Origin of the sequence: Psychrobacter sp. 4Dc (assembly GCF_002836715.1) — a bacterium.
In the GTDB taxonomy this organism is placed as follows: domain Bacteria; phylum Pseudomonadota; class Gammaproteobacteria; order Pseudomonadales; family Moraxellaceae; genus Psychrobacter.
The window spans coordinates 21,797-40,797 of the sequence record NZ_PJAT01000106.1; the positions used below are offsets into that span (position 1 = coordinate 21,797).

Here is a 19,001-nt window from a genome sequence, read left to right on the forward strand (position 1 = left end):
GAGTTCTTTAAAATGTCGTCAACTGATTTAGTCAGAACAAGCCGTGATGGTGACCAGTTTCACTATTTATGGGCATCAAGAAGAGCTTTATTACTGCTACAGTCGGATTCCAAATTAAAGCTAATAACGATAGAAGGAGTCTCTTCTGTTGAGTTAGGTGACCAGCATGTTTCTGATGGGGAATATGTGGTTGACGTCGCTGAATATTATGGCGGAGAAAGTTTTGAGACAGCTGATAGCATCAAATATTATCAGCTAAAGCATACGACGAAGAGTAAGGAAACTCCTTTTGACCCAAGTAAACTAAGAAATACGATAGAAGGTTTCAGCGACCGCTACAAAGCTCTTATTGAGGTTATTGGTAAAGAATCAGCCCAAGCTAAGCTCAAGTTTATATTCGTATCGAACAGATCTATTAATGAAGGCTTTCATGAGAGTATCAAACAAGTAGCTTTAGGGTACTCTACTAAGCTGACTAATCAAAGAAAGCTTGAGCTATATACAGGCTTAAACGGTCAAAACCTCTCTGACTTTTGTAAATTAATAACTTTTGATATCACTGCTGACGATTACTGGGAACAACGTAATATTCTTGCCTCAGAAACCGCAACTTATCTCGCTGGCTCTGACGCACACTCCCCTATTAGTTTAAAAGAGCTAATCACGAGAAAGGCGTTAAGCGAAAGTCAAAATAGCAACTCTATTAATAAAATCGACGTTTTAAGAACGCTTAATACAAATGAAGACGCTCTATTTCCAGTGAAAAATCTAATTAAGATAGTTGAGAACCCTATTCAACGTGAGCAAGAGCAACAACTTACTAGCCAGATTATTGATGATAATTTCAATGTTTTTATAATTCAAGCAGAAGGTGGTGTTGGCAAAACTATCTTTGCTTCTCACATTCATGAATACCTACCTGAAGATTCAATCTCTATTGTTTACGATTGTTTTGGGGATGGGGATTATAGAAACACCTCAACTTTAAGGCATACTCACAGAACAGCTTTGGTTCAAATAGCTAATGAACTAGCAGCAAAAGGGTTATCCCATCCTTTAATTCCAAGCTCCTCAGCTACAGATTTCGATTATATTAAAGCATTTTTATCAAGAATTGAGCAAGCCGCAGAGAAGCTTAATTACATTAACCCTAACGCAATCCTTTCGATTGTGATTGATGCCGCTGATAACGCTCAAATGGCAGCTGAAGAATTTGGAGAAGTCAGATCTTTTATTAAAGACTTAATCAAAGAATCTTTTCCTGACAATGTCAAATTAATTAGTTTCTGTAGACCCTACAGATTGACGTTACTTGATGCACCTTCAGCAGTTAAGTTACTTAATTTAAACCCCTTTACTCTTGAAGAGACTAAGCATAATTTAGAAAAACACTATGATCAAATATCGCCTGCAGATGTGTCGGAATTTCACAGACTAACATCTCAAAATCCACGTATCCAATATATGGCACTGGCAAAAGAGCAAAGCTTACCAGAAACCCTACGCTTCTTCGGTACAAACCCTAAAAGCATTGAAGACACTATAAGTGATTTATTAGAAGCAGCCGTCGATAAGATTAAAGAAGATAACTTTATTGAGAGCGCCAAAATAGACAAGCTGTGTGAGTCTATTGCGATTCTTAGACCTCTACTACCTATCGAGGTACTCGCGAAAATATCACAGGTTCCTGAAGAGCAAATCAGAAGCTTTATCGCAGATATTGGTGGACATCCCATTCGGTTACTAGATGATTATATCCAATTTATTGATGAACCAACAGAAACTTGGTTTAGAGACAAGTATCGTCCCAAAGACAGTCAACAACTTGGAGCTTATATCACTACGCTCAAACCTCTGGTTAGCGACTCACATTATGTTGCCTCAGTTTTACCACAGCTAATGCTAGAGGCTGAGGAATATGAAGATCTTTTCGATGCAGTCTTAAGCTCTAAACTTCTACCTGAAACCTCCTCACTAGAAAGAAGACACATTGAAGTACAACGGCTTCAATTTGCAATCAAAGCAGGCATTAAGCTTAATAGGTTAGTTGATGTTGCTAAGCTAGCATTAATGGCTGGTGGTGAAAGTGCCGCTCAAACCCGACAAAATGCCTTAATAGCAGAAAATTTAGACTTAGCTTCAGTTTTTTTTGATGATAACAAGTTACAAGAGTTAATCGCTAATGATATTTTCACTTTAGAAAATAAATGGCTAGGTGCAAAATTCGCCTATGAAGCGCAACTGCTTTCATATAAAGAAAACTTAATGAGTGAAGCAAGAAGTAAACTTCGAGTAGCTGAAGACTGGCTTCATAGCTTGTTCAAGCAACCTGAAGATGGAAGATATCATACAGGAGTTGATGATAAAGATATTGTGCGGCTATTTATTGCTCATTTCAACATACATGGCGCTGAACAAAGCTTAATTTGGCTGAATAAATGGAAACCAAAATCAGTAATCTATATGGTAGCAACTCAAGTAGCACAGGAATTTCTACTTTATAACAAGTTGGCAGATTTAAAGTCCATGCTACAACATGCCAGCAATAACATTTATTTCACATTGGGTATAGTAAACGAAACCGTTCAACATAACTATGATATTCCCGCTCAATATTTATCAAGATCTTTCAAAATTATAAGTCGTAAAGGCGTTTTAATTGAATTACAAGATGGAACTCGACCTGTAAGTTTGCATACTATGACGAACTACCTGTTAGCATGTTATAGATCTGAAGTCTGTAATGGGATAACTGCTTCAGATATATTATCCCGTTATATGCCAATCAGATTTCCTTATGAGCTTGAAGATACTCGTGGTCACTATGAAAAATCAATATATATGCTTGCTTATGCATTATTAGCTAAGTGGCAAGCTAGCGAATTAACAATAGAAGACATTATTGACGCAAACAGTAAAGCAAAAATCGAAAAATCTAACAGTTCATTTGAACTGAATGAAATTACCAATAATATTGAAAAGTTAATTCCTTGGTATAACTTGTTAGCTGATAGCCTGTTATCTACGTCAACCATTTCAGGTATTGAAGAGTCGATTAGTATTGTTTTAAATGACTCCTATCTCCCTAAAGCAGATGAATATCGCTTTAATCGTAGTATGGTAGAAGACATTGCATGGGCATGGTTTAAAATTATCATTACTAATAGTCAAAACATAAAACAGTTAGTACAGGAGTTATTTGATTATCTTAGTATTAGGGAAATTACATTACTTCCTAGAACCCTAAATGAGTTTACAAGAATATGCTGTCAGCGTTCTGAACTTAAAGACTTTGCTTACGATTTGAGTCAACAAAACTTCGAGAGAGCAATTAAAGCTCAAATAAATGCAAATGAGATACTGGACGATATTGTAGAAGTTGCAAGAGCAATACTACCGTTAGATACCAAGCAGGCTGAGTCATATTTTAATAAAGCTATAGAAGTCAGTAGTAAGATTGGCGATGAAAACTTTTCTCGATGGGAGGCTTTAATTTATCATGCTTCTAATACCACTGGGCTAACGTATAGTGGACAACCTGAACTAGCCTACAGATTCGCTAGATGTTCTGAGCTCACATATAAATATATATACGAAGACCATTTTAACTGGGATGCAACCGTTAAAGCACTCGTTGATATCCATCCAAATTCAGCTTTAGCTATTGCAAGTAGGTGGCGTGATAGACAGTTTGGCGAAGATGACTTAGTAATCAGTGCAATAGGAGAAAAGCTTTTAGAACATAAGCTTATCTCACCATTAGCACTTCTTTCCTTGCTTTGCCTAGAAACAGGTTCTTATTTAAAAGACATATTAGATGGTATTCAATTTAATAGTTTAGATAATGAAATTCAAAAAGCTGTGATTCTTATAGTCTATCAATATCAAGTTATACCTAATCCATCTGAAAACAATAGAACTATACTTAAAAAGCTATACGATAATTACTCACTACAAATAGATGATATACAACGGTTTTTCGATACCTATGAGCCTGATAAACTTAAATCAAGAGACTCCAGTTATGATTGTAGCTCTACAGTTGAGAGTATAGATTGGGCCAACGTTTTTATCGATGATCAACTAGATAGCCAATACGATTATCAATCAGCTCAAGATAGATACCTAAGTATTAAAGAATATAGTTCATTAGATGATAGCTACTATAGCGAGCTTCATAATAGGCTGTCTAATACCTACGTTTACGATTATATAGAGTCGACCTTAAATGATCCTAAAATAGGGGTATATAGATTAAACTTTATTTTGAAAACAATACCTGACAAATGGAAACAACGTGAAGCCGTAAGAGAATGTTTTAGCGAACAATTCAAAGTATATTGTCGCAGGCATACATTAGAGCTATTCATCAGTCTTCGCTATGGTGACTTGAAGTTAATTACTGTAATGAGTTTAATATCTAATCTTCCAGAGAGTGAGTTACTTGGACAGGTATTATTAGGGCGTTCAGAAAGCGCGGAACTTCTAGATAGTGACCAACTATTTAACATGGTAAGCATGATTAGTAAAATCATCGATCCTGAAGACTCAAAAGACGTATTAGAATATGGTTTAACCTTGTTAGAACAAGATTTATCTGATGATATATCTGACGGTGAGTGGCTTGCTCATTTGATACCTCCAGATAATATTGAGGAAGCCTATGCAGGTTATGTTGTCTCAGGGTTAGCATCACCCTTTCTTTATACACGTTGGCTTAATTCTCATGCTGTCAAAGTACTGGTAGAGCTCCAACAAAAACCCGTATTAGATGCTTTAATAAATCAGATAGATATGCAGACTAATAAAGCGTTTATCGACAACCGTTTTAGTTATTACAGTTATACTGCCCTTCAATGGTTGCTCATAGCTTTTTTAAAGGTTTCTAATGGACATGCCAGCGCAATAGCACCTTATATTGACTTCTTCAAGTCTAATATAAATCCAGATAAACCTCACATTTTAATCCGTTTTTATTCTGCTAAAATTCTTCTGAACCTACATGAGCAAGATATTATTAGTTTAACACTGACTGAAGTAGAAGCTTACGAGTCAATTGGAACTTCAAATTTTGAGGTTATAGAAAAAGAAGCTGTTAATTTAGATGAATATCAGAATATCGATAAGTCTGAAGTAGATTCATTTGGTATTGATTTTGGACCTTATTGGATTGAGCCTCTTGGCGAATATTTTGGTTTACATGCCAAATATGCCTACTATGAAGTATCTCTTGTCAAAGATAGCTTGTTTAATAATCCGAATAAATTAACAGATAGCAGACACTCATCTTCAATATATGAGTGGCAAGCAACAAATCATAGTCATGGCTCAGCACCAGAAGTAGAAGATTTAGAATTTTATAGAAACTATCATTCACTGATGATTGCGGCAGATATATTGCTAAATAAAAGGCCCTTAGTTCAACAAGACTGGTATACATTTTCTTATTGGCTATCGAAGTATGATTTTACATTGCTGAATGGCGTTTGGCTATCGAACTATAGAGACCCTACACCTAAACGAACGACCGAGTGGCATATTGGTATAGAGCAGAATAGTCCAAGTTGGGAGTACAGTATGTCATCAAGCGACTTTGATGAACATTTCAATTTTGATAACGATTGGTTGCCCATATGGGGTAGTTGGACAGAAGTATTTGATAGAAAAGAAAAAAGTTTTAACATGCGTTCAAGCTTAGTAGATCCTAAGACATCTTTTGCTTTATTGCGTTCGTTGCAGTCTTACACAGACCCTAGCGATTATTGTTTACCAAAACAAGGCGACGACTTTAATATTGACAACGGTGTCTTTAATTTAAAATCATTTATATCAGAATCTGAATGGTTCGATAATACCATTTTCGAGAAAGACCCTTGGTCAGCATCTATTGAGTATAGAAGTCTAAAACCTACTGACAGTGTTATTGAACTTATGAACATAAGCTGTGACTCACTTGGTAAGACTTGGTTTGATAAAAATGGTAGTGAAGTTATTAGAACGTCTTATTGGGGGCGTTTGCGCTCTCGTAATCAAGAGTACTCCCGTGGTACTAAAATGCTCGTTTCTAAGCATTTTCTCATCAGTATGCTTAGAGCTTTAAATATGAACTTAATAGTATCATTTTCAGGTGAACATCGACTTCATTCAAGACATGGAAAGGACGAGGATTATTATAAGGAGTTTGGGTATATTCCTAATAGTAAAAAAGTATATTTAATCACTAAGGACGGCGAGTTATATGGATACTAAATCACTGGAGCAGTTAGGAAAGAATCTTGTAGAAGAATATGGGCTTGAAAGCTCTACCAGTACTTTAGAGAGATGGATGCTTCACTATTTAGCTGAACTTTTTGATAAAGAAAGAGAATATGGTAATGCAGACGAGACAAAAACTATTCAACTTGAGATTAAAGAAATAATTTTAGAGTTTTGGCGATTAAGATATCGCTTAGCAGATGAAGATAGTTTATTTAAGAAAAACCAAGCTCTTATTGATACGTTAGAGAAGATAAGCCCTCAGTCCGTTATACCCATTAGCTCGTTTTTTAATCCCTATGATAGTAAAGACACACTTGAAGTTAGCGAAGCAGGATGGCAAGAAAGACTGTTAGCTATCGACAAATCATCAAAAGTAGTCATGTCACACTGTGTCTTAAAATACCTTAACGATATTGCTGATAAAAACAATGATATTGTGAAACTCATTGAGTCTATTGAAGCTTTTAACTCTCCAGAATCCTTTTTAAGTAGGTTTTATGGTGATGAGACAGCAGAGACAGATAAAATTGAAAATATAGAAGAACGCATTCAAAACTTAACTGTCTTTATAGATACAGCGGAGTCTGTACTCGAAGAATATAGGTCTGAGCTAGCTAGCTTAGCTGTTGATTCACATAATAAACCTAAATAATTTAATTACTCGGGCTTAATTGTTTCATAGCTGCTACTTGCAACGATAATGATTACTAACTATTTATTGTCATGTTTAATTAGCACAATCAAAAGATACCCTAGATATTTCAGCACCCCCGACGAAGCGTAGTAATCATCAGTAATAGCCAAATTCTTACCAGAACGTTTACGCTTTTTCTGCACTACCCTTACCTCATAGCCGTGGAAGTTTTCACGAGCACCGACACGTATTGAGCTGTTCAGATTCAAGTCTTTTTTAACATCACTTACAACTTGCTCGCTATATGCCCTAACCTGCCAATGACTGGCATCAATAAGCTGACAGCCTACTAGCATAAAACTCTGTAGCATCTCCAGCTGGGTCTCCTTAATACCAAAATGAATCGATGAGTTATTTAAGTTATGTTTATGTGCAAATATCTCAATAAACACTCCCAACTTCTCAGGATCCTTTATAGACATCTGATAAGCTCTATCTAATGCTCTAATTATTACTTCCTGATTTTTACTACCTTTAGGCCTACCTAGTAATAGCCTGTCATCATCAAACAGCTCGCTAGCGCGCAGATATAAACATTTAGATTCATTTAGACTTATACCATGTCTAATAGCAATCTCAGGTAACAGCTCATTTCTAGAGTTGATATTTAACTTCTGTAAGTCCTCTAAAAAACCTATGACGTCCGCATATTTAGGATGAATGAAAATTGACTTTTGAATAGACTCTTTCGATCCATTCAAACTATCGTTTAACAGTTGCTGGCTAGCATTGTTTTCAGATTCATCTATATTCTTGAATAATGGTACTTTATTGGAAGCTATCTTTTTAAGTAAATATGGTCTTATCTTATTTAGCTGCACCGTCTTTGTCGTTGCATCATAAGCAGTTTTATCTTGTCTATATATAGCGGAATAACCAAGCCCTGTTATTAACTCTAAAACGGTTATAGGTAGCTGCAAGCACGCTCTGCTGAGCTGTTCCCCTGCTAGCAAGTGAGCAGTATGAATGTAATGCTCGAAGGTTGTGTCGCACGTTAAATGCCCTGCAAGACTTGCCAGCCCAAACCAAGCGCCCTGCTCTTTGTGATAACCAAGAATTCCTTTCACTATTTTTTCGCACTGGTCGTTATTATAATCCGTCATCACCTGTACCAATGAAGATTCACGTAGTACTAATGCCAGTTGACTAATAGCAGTATGTCTAAAGCTATGAAATGTGAAGTCATGCTCTCCTAGCAATCTATCCCAAATCAACTTCATGAGATTACTAAAAAATACACTGGGTAACGGCTGATCACCTGATCCTTGAGAAAACAAGTAACGTCGCTTCAGTCTTTTCTGCTGATGATATAGCTGAACAAATTGTTCCAGCTCGTCTTGCTTAAGTAAGCAATCAACCAGTATAAGCCTACTTGCACTGCTACTTTTCAATCTTCGATAGCGATTCGGTCTTAGCCATATTTGTGGTTGTTCTATTCGTTGTCCATGCTCATCAGCATAGATATCTGCTACATCAGCAACTTTAATACCGATGAGTTCCTTTATTCGCATTCCTGTTCGGTATGCCAGATTTAAGACTACTAAGCAAAGGTTTTTCTGTTCATAGTCTAAATCCGAGGTGACCAGATACTCTTTCATCGCATGATATATACGAGGCGATATCATACTCGCCTTTATAACCTGACGTTTATTACCCCATGGAAAATACACATATGGAGCATCGTAATACTCTATTTGATAATCATGAAATGCTCTCAGGCGACCATAGGTAAATTTTTGAGTATCTTTAAGCTGATCTAAGTAAGATACTTTAATGTCACTTGCCAGCTCATTTAATACGCTTGGGGAATCAGGTACCTCACTTTCGATAATGCCTGCATCTTCATTTATGTTACTTATAGCTTCATCGTTGAAATCAGAATCTTTTTTAAGTATCGAAAATTTACGACCATCCTTAATCTTACTTTGAATAATCTCCTCATAGACAGCTTCAAAGTCTTCATCCGACCATTCATCAAGAGTCTCATCCATCGTTAGCATCAGCCAATCACGACCAATACAGCCCACGTATTTACTGATGGTATCTAGCCTGCTATTACTATCACTCAATAAGCTCTTGACCCACCCTAAAAGACGCGTGGCATTCGGTTGAGCGAAATCCTGTTGTAATAACTCTATATGCGAAATAGCTGATACCCTGCTGCCTTTGAGAGCATCTTGCACCTTTTTAATGAGATTTTTGCTAAAGCTTGGATAATTATTTTTATTAGCACTTCTTTTACTTAATCCTGAATAACTTGCTACAAACAGCTCTGACCAATTAAGTGGTGGCGGGTTTGAGCCAATCGCCTCTTGGTTATAATTAATGAGCTCATTTATACTTAAGCCAGTGGTTTTGATTTTGCCTTGTCTAACAATAGACAGCGCACTATCTATATCGGTACCCTTCATCTGCCGCCAATGATAGTTCGCATATTTTATTAATTGCGATAGATGCGGTTTACTTTTATCTTTATTTTGTAGTTTTAGCTTCTTACAAGTATCACTAATAATGGTTTCAAACGATTTCACACCTTCTCTGTTCAGGTTTTTATCTTTCAGCGCATATAGAAAGCAAAGTGTCATATCGTCAGGTATGTACTCTACATAGCGCTGTAAGCTTGTAGTAGATACATTCTCTAAAATATGACCTTTCCTATGAGAACAACCATAATTGTCATCATAAATACTTAGTAAAATTAGCGCTAAATGTTCACTGCTAGCATTCGAGATTGATGACTGATCCGCTCCTGGCAACTGCAGCCGGTAGATATCGCGTTCGCCTAGGAGCCATTGATACAGAGCTTTTAGTGCATCTATATCATTTAATCCACCATACATCATGCTACAGTAGAGCGCTGACTCAATTAAATCATTGTTTGAGAACTTTCTTTTTCGTTGCCATATTTCAATCATTTGCTGACTAGCAAGGCTTACTTGAGCGCCATTCACCATCCAATCATAAGAGATGATTAAATTATCGCGCTCTGCGATGACGGGCACCACAGGTTCATCTAAATCAGTACCATTCTTTTTGTTGTAATTTCGAATGGATGCTAAAAAACCTTGTCTGGCTAAATAGTAAGTATGGGCGGTATCAAAGCGCGTCTTAAGCGCGTTATCGATTGCTTGATAGTATTCAGTTAAGTCTGTTTCTGTAGTTATAGCATTCTCGTCCACATAAGACGCTATCAAAACTTTCGCCTCATTTTTGATAGCATCATAACTTTTGCTTCTATTTTCTTCTCTTAACTGATGAGCAACGGCATTATCCATATACATTCACCTCAACTTGTCGTAGGTTAAGCTCAACTGCAACTTTATCTAAGTCAGCAGATAGTTCTTTTAGCTCATTAATGGATAGTGACGACATGGGGTTCATAGCCTCCTGATCTGGATGTTCATGACCATATAAGGCGCAGATCAGATGCTCAGGAGGCTTATTTGTTAGGATTGAGCGTAATTGATGCCTTAGCCAATTATCTTGATGGCTAAAAAAATGCCTTGTCTGATAACGAATTTTACTAGGCGTAATACCAGAAAACCCTTTAGGATTTTTACTAAAAAGCTGGATGAGCGGCTGTTTAGATTTCAATATGTCGTCTAGTGGGAATTGGTCATTTGGATAAATTGCATTATGGAGGACTGCAAATTGATTGATATATTCAATATAGGTTTGAACGGCTGTGATCAAGAAATCACTTAGAGGAATGAGTCTTCCCTGCCCTTGTCCCTGACGCTCTTCTTTATCGGACACCCATAACAGCCTTTGCCTAAAGTCAAATTGATTTAAAAGCCCCGGCGCATGCTTTACAGGTCTAATCCCAGTCTGAATAAATATGATGTGCCATAGCCAGACACCATAAGCATTAAACTGCTCAATATAACGGTCCTGCCTTATGCTTACGTTCCGCTTTAATCGACCGTTATAGCTCTCAGCTGCCTCAGCAAGCTCATCAAAGAATCTTTGGCAGATATCAGTATTTAAAGTCATGTCACTACCGATATATTTTTTGTACTGATTACTTTTCGTGCTAGATAGAATAAATGGTCGAACTTCATTCTGAATGTCCGCTGTACAATATTGGGTCAATAGATGTATAGCATTGCTGTATGTCTGCTCTAAGCTTATCGTCTCAATACTGGTGTAGTACAAAGGTGAGCTGTGCTTCACATCAACCCCAGTCAGAATCTCGGCATGGAGTGGCTCATGAAGCTCATTCTTGATAATCGTATATAAACAAGCATCAATATGCTGGTTTGATAATGCTGGCAAGTCCAGCTGTTTTTTTAAGCTTACTAGCACCTCAGAAACATCATGGCTATTAACCAAAAACTTATTCTTAATAACCGCTTGTAATCTAATTGGTAGAGGTAGTTTGAATTCATTATCGTAACTCTGACGATACGGTAATAAGTGACTTCTACGATTCGAGGTCACGTTAATAGTGATGCTCATAACATAACCATCAGCAGCCGAACCGCTCTCATGACTCAGCCACTTACGCTGACTTTTATCCAACTGCAGCTCCTGAACCACTTCTTGAATCTTACGGCCACTTAGCATTGATAGTAATATAACGGCATAAACCTGACGCTGTTTATAGCTGACAGTGGTAAAAAGCTGCCACATTCGAGCAAATAGCATTTGATAACTTAGTAGGCTGAGTTGACGAATATTGGTGGGAAAATTAAATTGATTGCGGCGGGCATGTCGGTAGTTGTTTTTTAGCCTCCATTGTTGTAACTCTGAGGATTTGGCTGTTGTCTTGGAAGGTTTGAAGTCATTGTCTAAAAGTTTAGGTGGTTCGTCGTCAGCAATATTTTCATCGTAAGCAACGTTATCCTCTCTATGGGTATTGCCAAATACTGTCGCTCTTAGTGGTTCGTCAGTACTATCAAGGTACAACGTATTAGAGTGTTCTTTGCTAGGCTCATTATCTTTTGAATTGCTATAAGTTTTGCCTACAAAGACTTTGTTCTCTGCAATCACTTCATAAGCAAGTCGTATTTGCCCAATTTTACCCGCCAATTTTTGATTAATGACTTTGCCTGATGCTTCGTTATTTTTTGTCTGAGCTTCATACTGACGTAACGCTGATAGTACGTTTGCCATTGAATCATGTTGAGCATGAATAGTGATTAACTTGTCGACGATCTTAGATTGTGGGTTGTTGTTCTTTAATCCCATTCTAAAGCGCACACTTAGCTGATTGATTTTGGCAGAGTGCTCATCTTTACGTGCAGCAATCATAATAATGACTTGCAGGTATGCACTCATAAACCGCCATGCTTCATTATTAATATGTACTTGACCATATCTCTGGTAAAACAAAACCAGCATATAAGTGACGGCCCAATCCTCAATCTTTTTCTCTTTGATAACTGTACCAGCAATAGCTTCACATTCAGACGGTGTCAATACCTGTATATCTAGGCTGGCATGTTCACCAATGTGCAGGTAAAAGTTTGGATTGATATCCAGCAGATTAACAACCAGATTTTGTACTTTTATATAGTGCGGTGAGTTAGAGGGTACCAACTGTTCTAGGACTCTCTGTAATTCAGTAGTATCGAATTTATGCATATTCATTAGCGTGCGTCACTCAGCCAGTCCATGCTTTTAGGCATACCTATGACACGCTCTTCTGATGCAAACTTGCATTGTTGATACTCATAGTTGCTCTGGCTAATACGTGCAAAGCGGCAGTATTCCTTTACGGTCAAATACTTAATACGCATCAACTGACATATAACACTTTGAGGCGCGTTATTTTTCAGTGTCTTAAATAAATCAGGATGATTGACACCTTTCAAGGAAATCAAACTGACTACTTCTCGCCATGCTAGCTGCTGAATATCATTGATACTTTCAGGGATGATTAAACATGGGTAATCACTATCATTCTCGAATCTTAAGACCTGATCGACTCTCTCGAAATCGTTAAAGAAATAAAAAGTATTATTCCTTCCCTCAACCAAGCGAAGTGGTGGACGGTAAAAGTTATCCAAAAACTTCATATCGATATAAGGAGTTTTAGGTCTCAGTCTCTGCCAAACACATAAAGCAGCTCTAGCATACGGATGTACATACAAATAATCCTTACTAGGAATAGCAAGTTTTTGCCCAACCTTAAGTTTATTATTTTTCATCTTATATACGATATTAGTGAATACAATTCATGTTATCTAATAACCACTCAGGTGTCAAACGCTTTATTTTTGTGGGTTTTAAAATCGTAAAATAATTAATTTTATTAAACATTTAGTATTATTTTAGATATAAAAAACCTCTTAAAGCTATATAAAATATAGCTTTAAGAGGTTTTTAGATTTTATGATTTTGTTAGGTTAAAAGGTTAGAATTGGGGTTTGAAGAAGTGGCACAGGCTTGTGATGGAGAAAAGTGGTTTCAACTTTATGTTGTACATCAGGAGCTAGCTGAACACATGGTACAGCGAGCATTGACTGCAGGCTATACTACTTTAATTATTACCTTAGATGTTAGTGTGAATGGTTATCGCGAACGTGATATTCGTAATGAGTTTGGTTTACCACTCCGTTTCACTCCAAGTTTATTGCTAGATGGGATATTGCATCCTGCTTGGGCATTGCGTTTTATGCGTAATGGTATGCCTCAATTGGCGAATTTTGTCACTTCACAAAGCACTAGTCTGGAAGTTCAAGCAGCACTGATGAGTCGTCAAATGGATGCCACTTTTGATACCGAGAGTTTAAAACGCATTCGGGAAATTTGGCCCCATACCTTATTATTAAAAGGGCTCGTCCGTCATGAAGATGCAAATATTGCAGTGCAATGCGGGGCTGATGGTGTGATCTTATCTAATCATGGTGGAAGACAATTAGACTGTAGTATTTCACCAATGGAAACATTGGCGGAAGTTGCACAAGTAATGGATAAACCTGTATTAATTGACAGCGGTTTTAGACGAGGTTCGGATATTGTTAAAGCATTGTGTCTAGGCGCAGATATGGTTTGTCTAGGACGAGCTACGCTTTACGGTTTAGCAGCTCAAGGAGAAGCGGGGGTCGATGGGGTCATTCAGCTTTTAAAACAAGATGTCGATCGAACGCTAGCGCAAATTGGATGTCCGTCTACCAATTTGTTAAATTCAAAATATCTGACTTCAGCTAAATAAGAAACTAGGGTCAGATATTTTAATTACTTAAAATATTGCTGGGGCTTACTGAAAATTGAGAAGAAAATAATAGGAAATGGTTAGTCTTTAAGTTCTCGCACAATACTCAAAGGGCAACATTAAGACCTATATTGTCGAATCCGTACAGTTAAACTTGGGATGTTTTAGTTACGCAGCCTGCCGATAAAAGTCAAACAACATCTATCTTGACGATCTGTAGCCCAAACCTTTTTGAATTCTTGTCTCACTGCTAACACAGCTCTTTGATGTACAAGTCATTAATCCCTGTTAAATATAACCGACCTTTATTCGTCCAAATATAGGTAATATCACTGACCCAAGACTCATTAGGACGGTTGGCATCAAACGTCTAATTCAACACGCTTGGATCAACCAGCTTGTTGTACTTTGAGTCAGTAGTGACTTTAAAATGTTTGTGACGACAGCATGTGATGCCGTGTACTTCTTTGATGCTTCTGATCATATATGGGTTAATATCATAGCCTTGCTCTGTCAGCTTCACATGCAATCGATTAACACCTTAACACTCACTAGTTTCACTGTGAGCGGCCTTAACTAGTAGCTCACAATAGTCGCTAATATCACGACTTAGCTAGTCATAGTCGCTTAATGGTTTAATGTCCAACATATTGCACATACGGGCGATGCTAAATATCTTTTGGTTGGCTTTGATAAAGGCATACTTCACTGACTATTTTTCGCAAAGTACGCGGTGGCTTGTACATCGGGATAAAGCAGTGCTTTGCTTTATTCCTCCTCATTTGATACCCCTCGTTTCTCCTCCACAACTTTAAGCTGTCGTTTAAGGCGATTGTTCTCTTCAAGAGCTCTCATAAGCTCAGGATCATATTTTTCTGTAACGAAAAACTTACCTTGGTTGGCTTTATTGTGAAAGTTAGATAAGGTCTGCATGGCTGTGCCAAACTGTTTTTCGGCGGCTGAGATATTATCGCTGTTGTATGATATTTTCTTAATAGCTTCGGCTTTGAACTCTGTGCTTTAGGTTAGGTCTCTCTTAGTAATGGTAAGCTCCCTATCGAGTCGCCAGGTTACCAAGTTTGTCTCTACGCTTGCTTCAGCATAGCTCATTATAATTTTGACCCATCGCGGGCGTATATTAAACAAGCGATTTTCTTCAATAATACTCCCAGAAAACAGAACATTAAGTCCACTAATGATCATATAGACTGGCACTTGTGCAAGGCGCGATACTTAATAGAAAATGCTTTTGCTACATTGAGAAACTACAGGACAGTTGCGACTAGCTTTGATCGTCTCAAGTAAAGTTACGAGAATATGGTAGCACTCGATTGGGCGTATCTCTGGTTAAAACTTTAAATATTCAATATGCCCTATATGTGTTAATCAATAAACCCAGCTTTTTAGCTGGGTTTATTTTTGCTAGTTAACAAGAGAATCTCACAATGGATACTGAATTCCTTGATCGAGAATACTGACCCATTGGCGTTGACTAAATTCATCAAAATTAGCTGGTCCACCAAAACGACCACCATAGCCTGATTCACCCATACCGCCAAAAGGTACATGGTATTCATTGTTTACGGTCTGATCGTTAATATGAATCATACCACTTTTGATTTCTTTGGCTAAATTAAATGCTGCTGCGGTACGACGGCTATGGATTGCAACAGCAAGTCCATATTTAGATGAATTGACAATATCAATTGCTTCGTCAATATCATCAAATATTAAAACAGGAGCCACAGGGCCAAAGATTTCATCGGTAAAAATTGGATCATCCTTATTGATATTGGTAACTATGGTAGGATGATAGAATAATTTGTCACCTCTACCGCCACATTCTAGAACGGCACCTTGACTTACAGCATTCTCTACCATATCAGAGACTTTTTGGTGTTGTGCTGCATTGATGAGTGGACCTAAATGTGTATCTGGTGAAGATGGATCTCCAACTTTAAGAGATAATGCTTTTTGCTTTAACTTCTGAATATAAGAATCTGCAACATTACGATGAACTAGATGGCGCCCAGTTTGCATACAAATTTGCCCTTGATGCAGGAAAGTCCCCCAAACTGCGTTATTTACAGCTATATCCAAGTCGGCATCTTCACAGATAATCATGGCATTATTTCCACCCAATTCCAGTGCACATTTTTTTAATTGTTTAGCACAAGATTCAGCAATTTTTTTACCTACGCCAGTTGAACCTGTAAATGAAATCATATTAACTTGGTGATGGTTAACTAGAGCTTCGCCAATTTGACTTTCTCCGTTTAAAACCTGAAATACACCTTCAGGTAATTCAGCCATTTCAAATAACCATGCCAATAAGGCTCCACCTGTGATATTACTAAATTCAGATGGTTTCAAAATGACACTGTTACCCATGGCTAAAGCCGGAGCTATAGAGCGAATGGACAGAAGCAATGGGAAGTTCCATGGGGAAATTACTCCAACTACCCCTAGAGGTACACGTTGCCATACATTCGTTCTGTTTGGGATAGAAGAAGGGAAAACTTCTCCCGAAGCTGCCATAGGCATAGAAGATGCCATATAAAGCTGCTCAATACAGGCGTTTGCCTCCCAACCAGCTTTTAATAAAGTCGAGCCGCATTCCTGAACATTCCAGTCAATGAAAGTTTGAATGTTTTTTTCGAACCATTGAGCTGCTTTTCTTATAATTTTTGCACGTACTTCAAAAGTACTGCTTTTCCATAAAATTTGTGCTTGAGTAGCAATCTCAGCAGAAGTATTTACATTGTCTGTAGAAGCCAATTGAACCGATGATAGAATATTACCATTAGCTGGATTCACAATATTGCGGGATTTATGATTTGTTTTAACCCATTTGCCTTGGAAAATATGATCCTTCCAAATATGACCCGTACTATTTATCTGATTATTCATAAACTTCTCCTTTTAAAGCTTGATGGGCTAATGATGATTTTTGATGTGTAAATAAACCGATTGCAACTGCACCAATAATGCCTGGAATCGCAAAGAACATAAAATTTTGCTCAAATGGTAGATCCATCGCTAAGAGGTACCCTCCAAATAAAGGACCTGAAATTGCTCCGAAACGTCCCATTGCTGCAGAGAAACTGACGCCGGTAGAACGAATATTAGCAGGATAGAAATCTGCCGCTAAGGTATGTATGACTGACATTGAACCTACGGTCGCACCGCCTGCAATTATCAGTAAAAAACTTAGAATAAATGCCGGTGGATGAAAGCCTAAAAAGCTGATGGATACAGCCGCGAGTAAATAGCCAAAGATTAGCGTAGCTTTTGCTCCCCATTTATCGGCCAGCACACCAAAAACTAATGCACCAATAATTGCTCCTAAGTTGAGGGTAACAAGGAAAGTAATACTCGAACCTAGAGAATATCCTCCGACATTCATTAGCTTTGGTAACCATGTGCTTAACCCATAAACCATAAGCATTACCATTGCAAAACCAATCCAAATCAATAAGGTTTTGGTCGCTTTACCTTCAGTAAACAAACCAATTAATGGAATTTTTTGCTGATGAGCTGTGACATCAACTACATAATGCATATTTGGCTGATGTTTATGAGCGGGATTAAACTTCGCTAGAGTTCTAATAACTTCGGATTGTTTGTTTTTTTGAATGAGATAACTAATTGATTCAGGTAAAGTTTTATACATAATTGGAACAACTAAGATACAGCTACCTGCTATCCAAAACGTGACTTCCCATCCAAAGGTTGGAATTAAAAACAAACCAGATAAAGCTGAAATAATTGCACCTACTCCATAGAACGATAGCATTAAATTAATTAAACGATTACGATGACTACTAGGTGCCATTTCCTTAATAATAGTAACAAGATTAGGTACTGCCCCGCCTAATCCAACACCCGTTAATAAGCGGCAAATAAAGAAAGTTGTTGTATCATAGGCAAAGCCATTCATTGCAACGGCTAGGCTTGATAAAATTGTACAGGCGACGATAATATTCTTTCGACCAAATTTGTCGGCTGCCATTCCTAGAGTAACTGCACCTATCATCATACCCATTAAGGAGGCTGCGCCTAATAATCCCGCGGTTTGTGGTGTAAGGTGCCATTCAGCCATTAAACGGGGCAATACAGAGCCATATATGACTAGGTCATAGCCATCAAATAACATAATTAAGGCACACCAAAATACTAAAATTTTATGTTGAGTATTTAATGGAGCCTTATCAATCAGTGTTGCAGCATTGATATTTTGCATTACTTCATCCTTTTGAGGCTAAAAACTATAAAAATCGTACATGTCGATTTAGTTTTTGCCCAATCCCTGTTTACTATCAGATATACACTTGGACTGATGTTCTTTATCAGTCATGCATATTGATTTGTATCTTTTAGCTTAGATAGATTTTTTTTATAGAGCAAATTAATAAAATATATGTTTAAATATAACTGTTATCTATATTTGTAGTGTTGGTAGGATGAAACCATGGTTGTCGATTTGAAGTTGATAAAAGTATTTATTACAATTTTTGATACGAAGAGTGTGAGTTTAGCAGCTGAACGTTTGAATATTACCCAACCTTCGGTCAGTCATAGCCTTTCTCGGTTGCGATATTTGATGAAAGATCAATTATTTACCCGAACTAGAGAGGGAATGATTCCAACCTTTCATGCAACTCAACTATACGATTCTCTAAATCAACCTTTATTGGATATTGAAAATGTTATCAATGAAGTGAAGGAGTTTGATTTTAGGAACAGTAATCGCTGCTTTAGAATCGCTTTGACAGATATCGGAGGTATGTATTTTTTACCTTTAATTCTCTCAAGCCTAGAGAAAATTGCTCCAAATATCGCTGTGGAAGTAATTACTGTTGATATGAAAAAGCTTTCAGATTGGCTTAT

At 37.4% G+C, this 19,001-nt stretch carries 9 protein-coding genes and 2 pseudogenes; 5 read left to right on the top strand and 6 right to left on the bottom strand.

Annotation, left to right across the window (positions count from 1 at the left end; all coding sequences use genetic code 11):
* Positions 1–12 precede the first annotated feature (12 nt).
* Positions 13–6,249, top strand: coding sequence for a P-loop domain-containing protein (locus CXF61_RS09395; RefSeq protein WP_102078010.1), 6,237 nt, complete (start codon positions 13–15; stop codon positions 6,247–6,249).
* Complete coding sequence (locus CXF61_RS09400) at positions 6,239–6,910, top strand: hypothetical protein (protein WP_102078011.1); 672 nt, start codon at positions 6,239–6,241, stop codon at positions 6,908–6,910. Before CXF61_RS09395 ends, CXF61_RS09400 begins: the two co-directional genes overlap by 11 nt.
* A 59-nt stretch (positions 6,911–6,969) precedes the next feature.
* Here the strand turns inward: CXF61_RS09400 and CXF61_RS09405 are convergent, their stop codons facing one another.
* Genes CXF61_RS09405 through CXF61_RS09415 form a run of 3 tightly spaced genes read right to left on the bottom strand, consistent with a single transcriptional unit; the run spans position 6,970 to position 13,104 of the window.
* Positions 6,970–10,227 carry a site-specific integrase gene (locus tag CXF61_RS09405; RefSeq protein WP_180952614.1) on the bottom strand — a complete coding sequence of 1,086 codons (3,258 nt, stop codon included), beginning with the start codon at positions 10,225–10,227 and terminating at the stop codon, positions 6,970–6,972.
* Positions 10,220–12,544, bottom strand: coding sequence for a hypothetical protein (locus tag CXF61_RS09410; protein WP_102078013.1), 2,325 nt, complete (start codon positions 12,542–12,544; stop codon positions 10,220–10,222). Before CXF61_RS09410 ends, CXF61_RS09405 begins: the two co-directional genes overlap by 8 nt.
* Complete coding sequence (locus tag CXF61_RS09415) at positions 12,544–13,104, bottom strand: hypothetical protein (RefSeq protein ID WP_102078014.1); 561 nt, start codon at positions 13,102–13,104, stop codon at positions 12,544–12,546. Before CXF61_RS09415 ends, CXF61_RS09410 begins: the two co-directional genes overlap by 1 nt.
* Positions 13,105–13,316: 212 nt before the next feature.
* Here CXF61_RS09415 and CXF61_RS09420 point away from each other — a divergent pair, with 212 nt between their 5' ends.
* A complete protein-coding gene (locus CXF61_RS09420) occupies positions 13,317–14,111 on the top strand; it encodes an alpha-hydroxy-acid oxidizing protein (protein WP_165598015.1) in 795 nt (264 codons plus the stop codon).
* Positions 14,112–14,367: 256 nt separating this feature from the next.
* Here CXF61_RS09420 and CXF61_RS14180 read toward each other — a convergent pair.
* Positions 14,368–15,107 (bottom strand): annotated as a pseudogene (locus tag CXF61_RS14180) (IS3 family transposase); the annotation flags it as partial.
* Positions 15,108–15,239: 132 nt separating this feature from the next.
* On the opposite strand from CXF61_RS14180, the pseudogene CXF61_RS14185 reads away from it, so the two are divergent.
* Positions 15,240–15,416 (top strand): annotated as a pseudogene (locus tag CXF61_RS14185) (IS5/IS1182 family transposase); the annotation flags it as partial.
* Between the two features lie 135 nt (positions 15,417–15,551).
* Here CXF61_RS14185 and CXF61_RS09430 read toward each other — a convergent pair.
* Complete coding sequence (locus CXF61_RS09430; protein ID WP_102078018.1) at positions 15,552–17,021, bottom strand: aldehyde dehydrogenase family protein; 1,470 nt, start codon at positions 17,019–17,021, stop codon at positions 15,552–15,554.
* Positions 17,014–18,354: an MFS transporter gene (locus CXF61_RS09435; protein WP_102078019.1), complete on the bottom strand. Its 1,341-nt coding sequence runs from the start codon at positions 18,352–18,354 to the stop codon at positions 17,014–17,016. The genes CXF61_RS09430 and CXF61_RS09435 overlap by 8 nt, the downstream gene beginning before the upstream one ends.
* Positions 18,355–18,582: 228 nt before the next feature.
* On the opposite strand from CXF61_RS09435, the gene CXF61_RS09440 reads away from it, so the two are divergent.
* Positions 18,583–19,001 (top strand): LysR family transcriptional regulator (locus CXF61_RS09440; protein WP_165598017.1); only part of this gene is annotated, 419 nt, incomplete at its 3' end.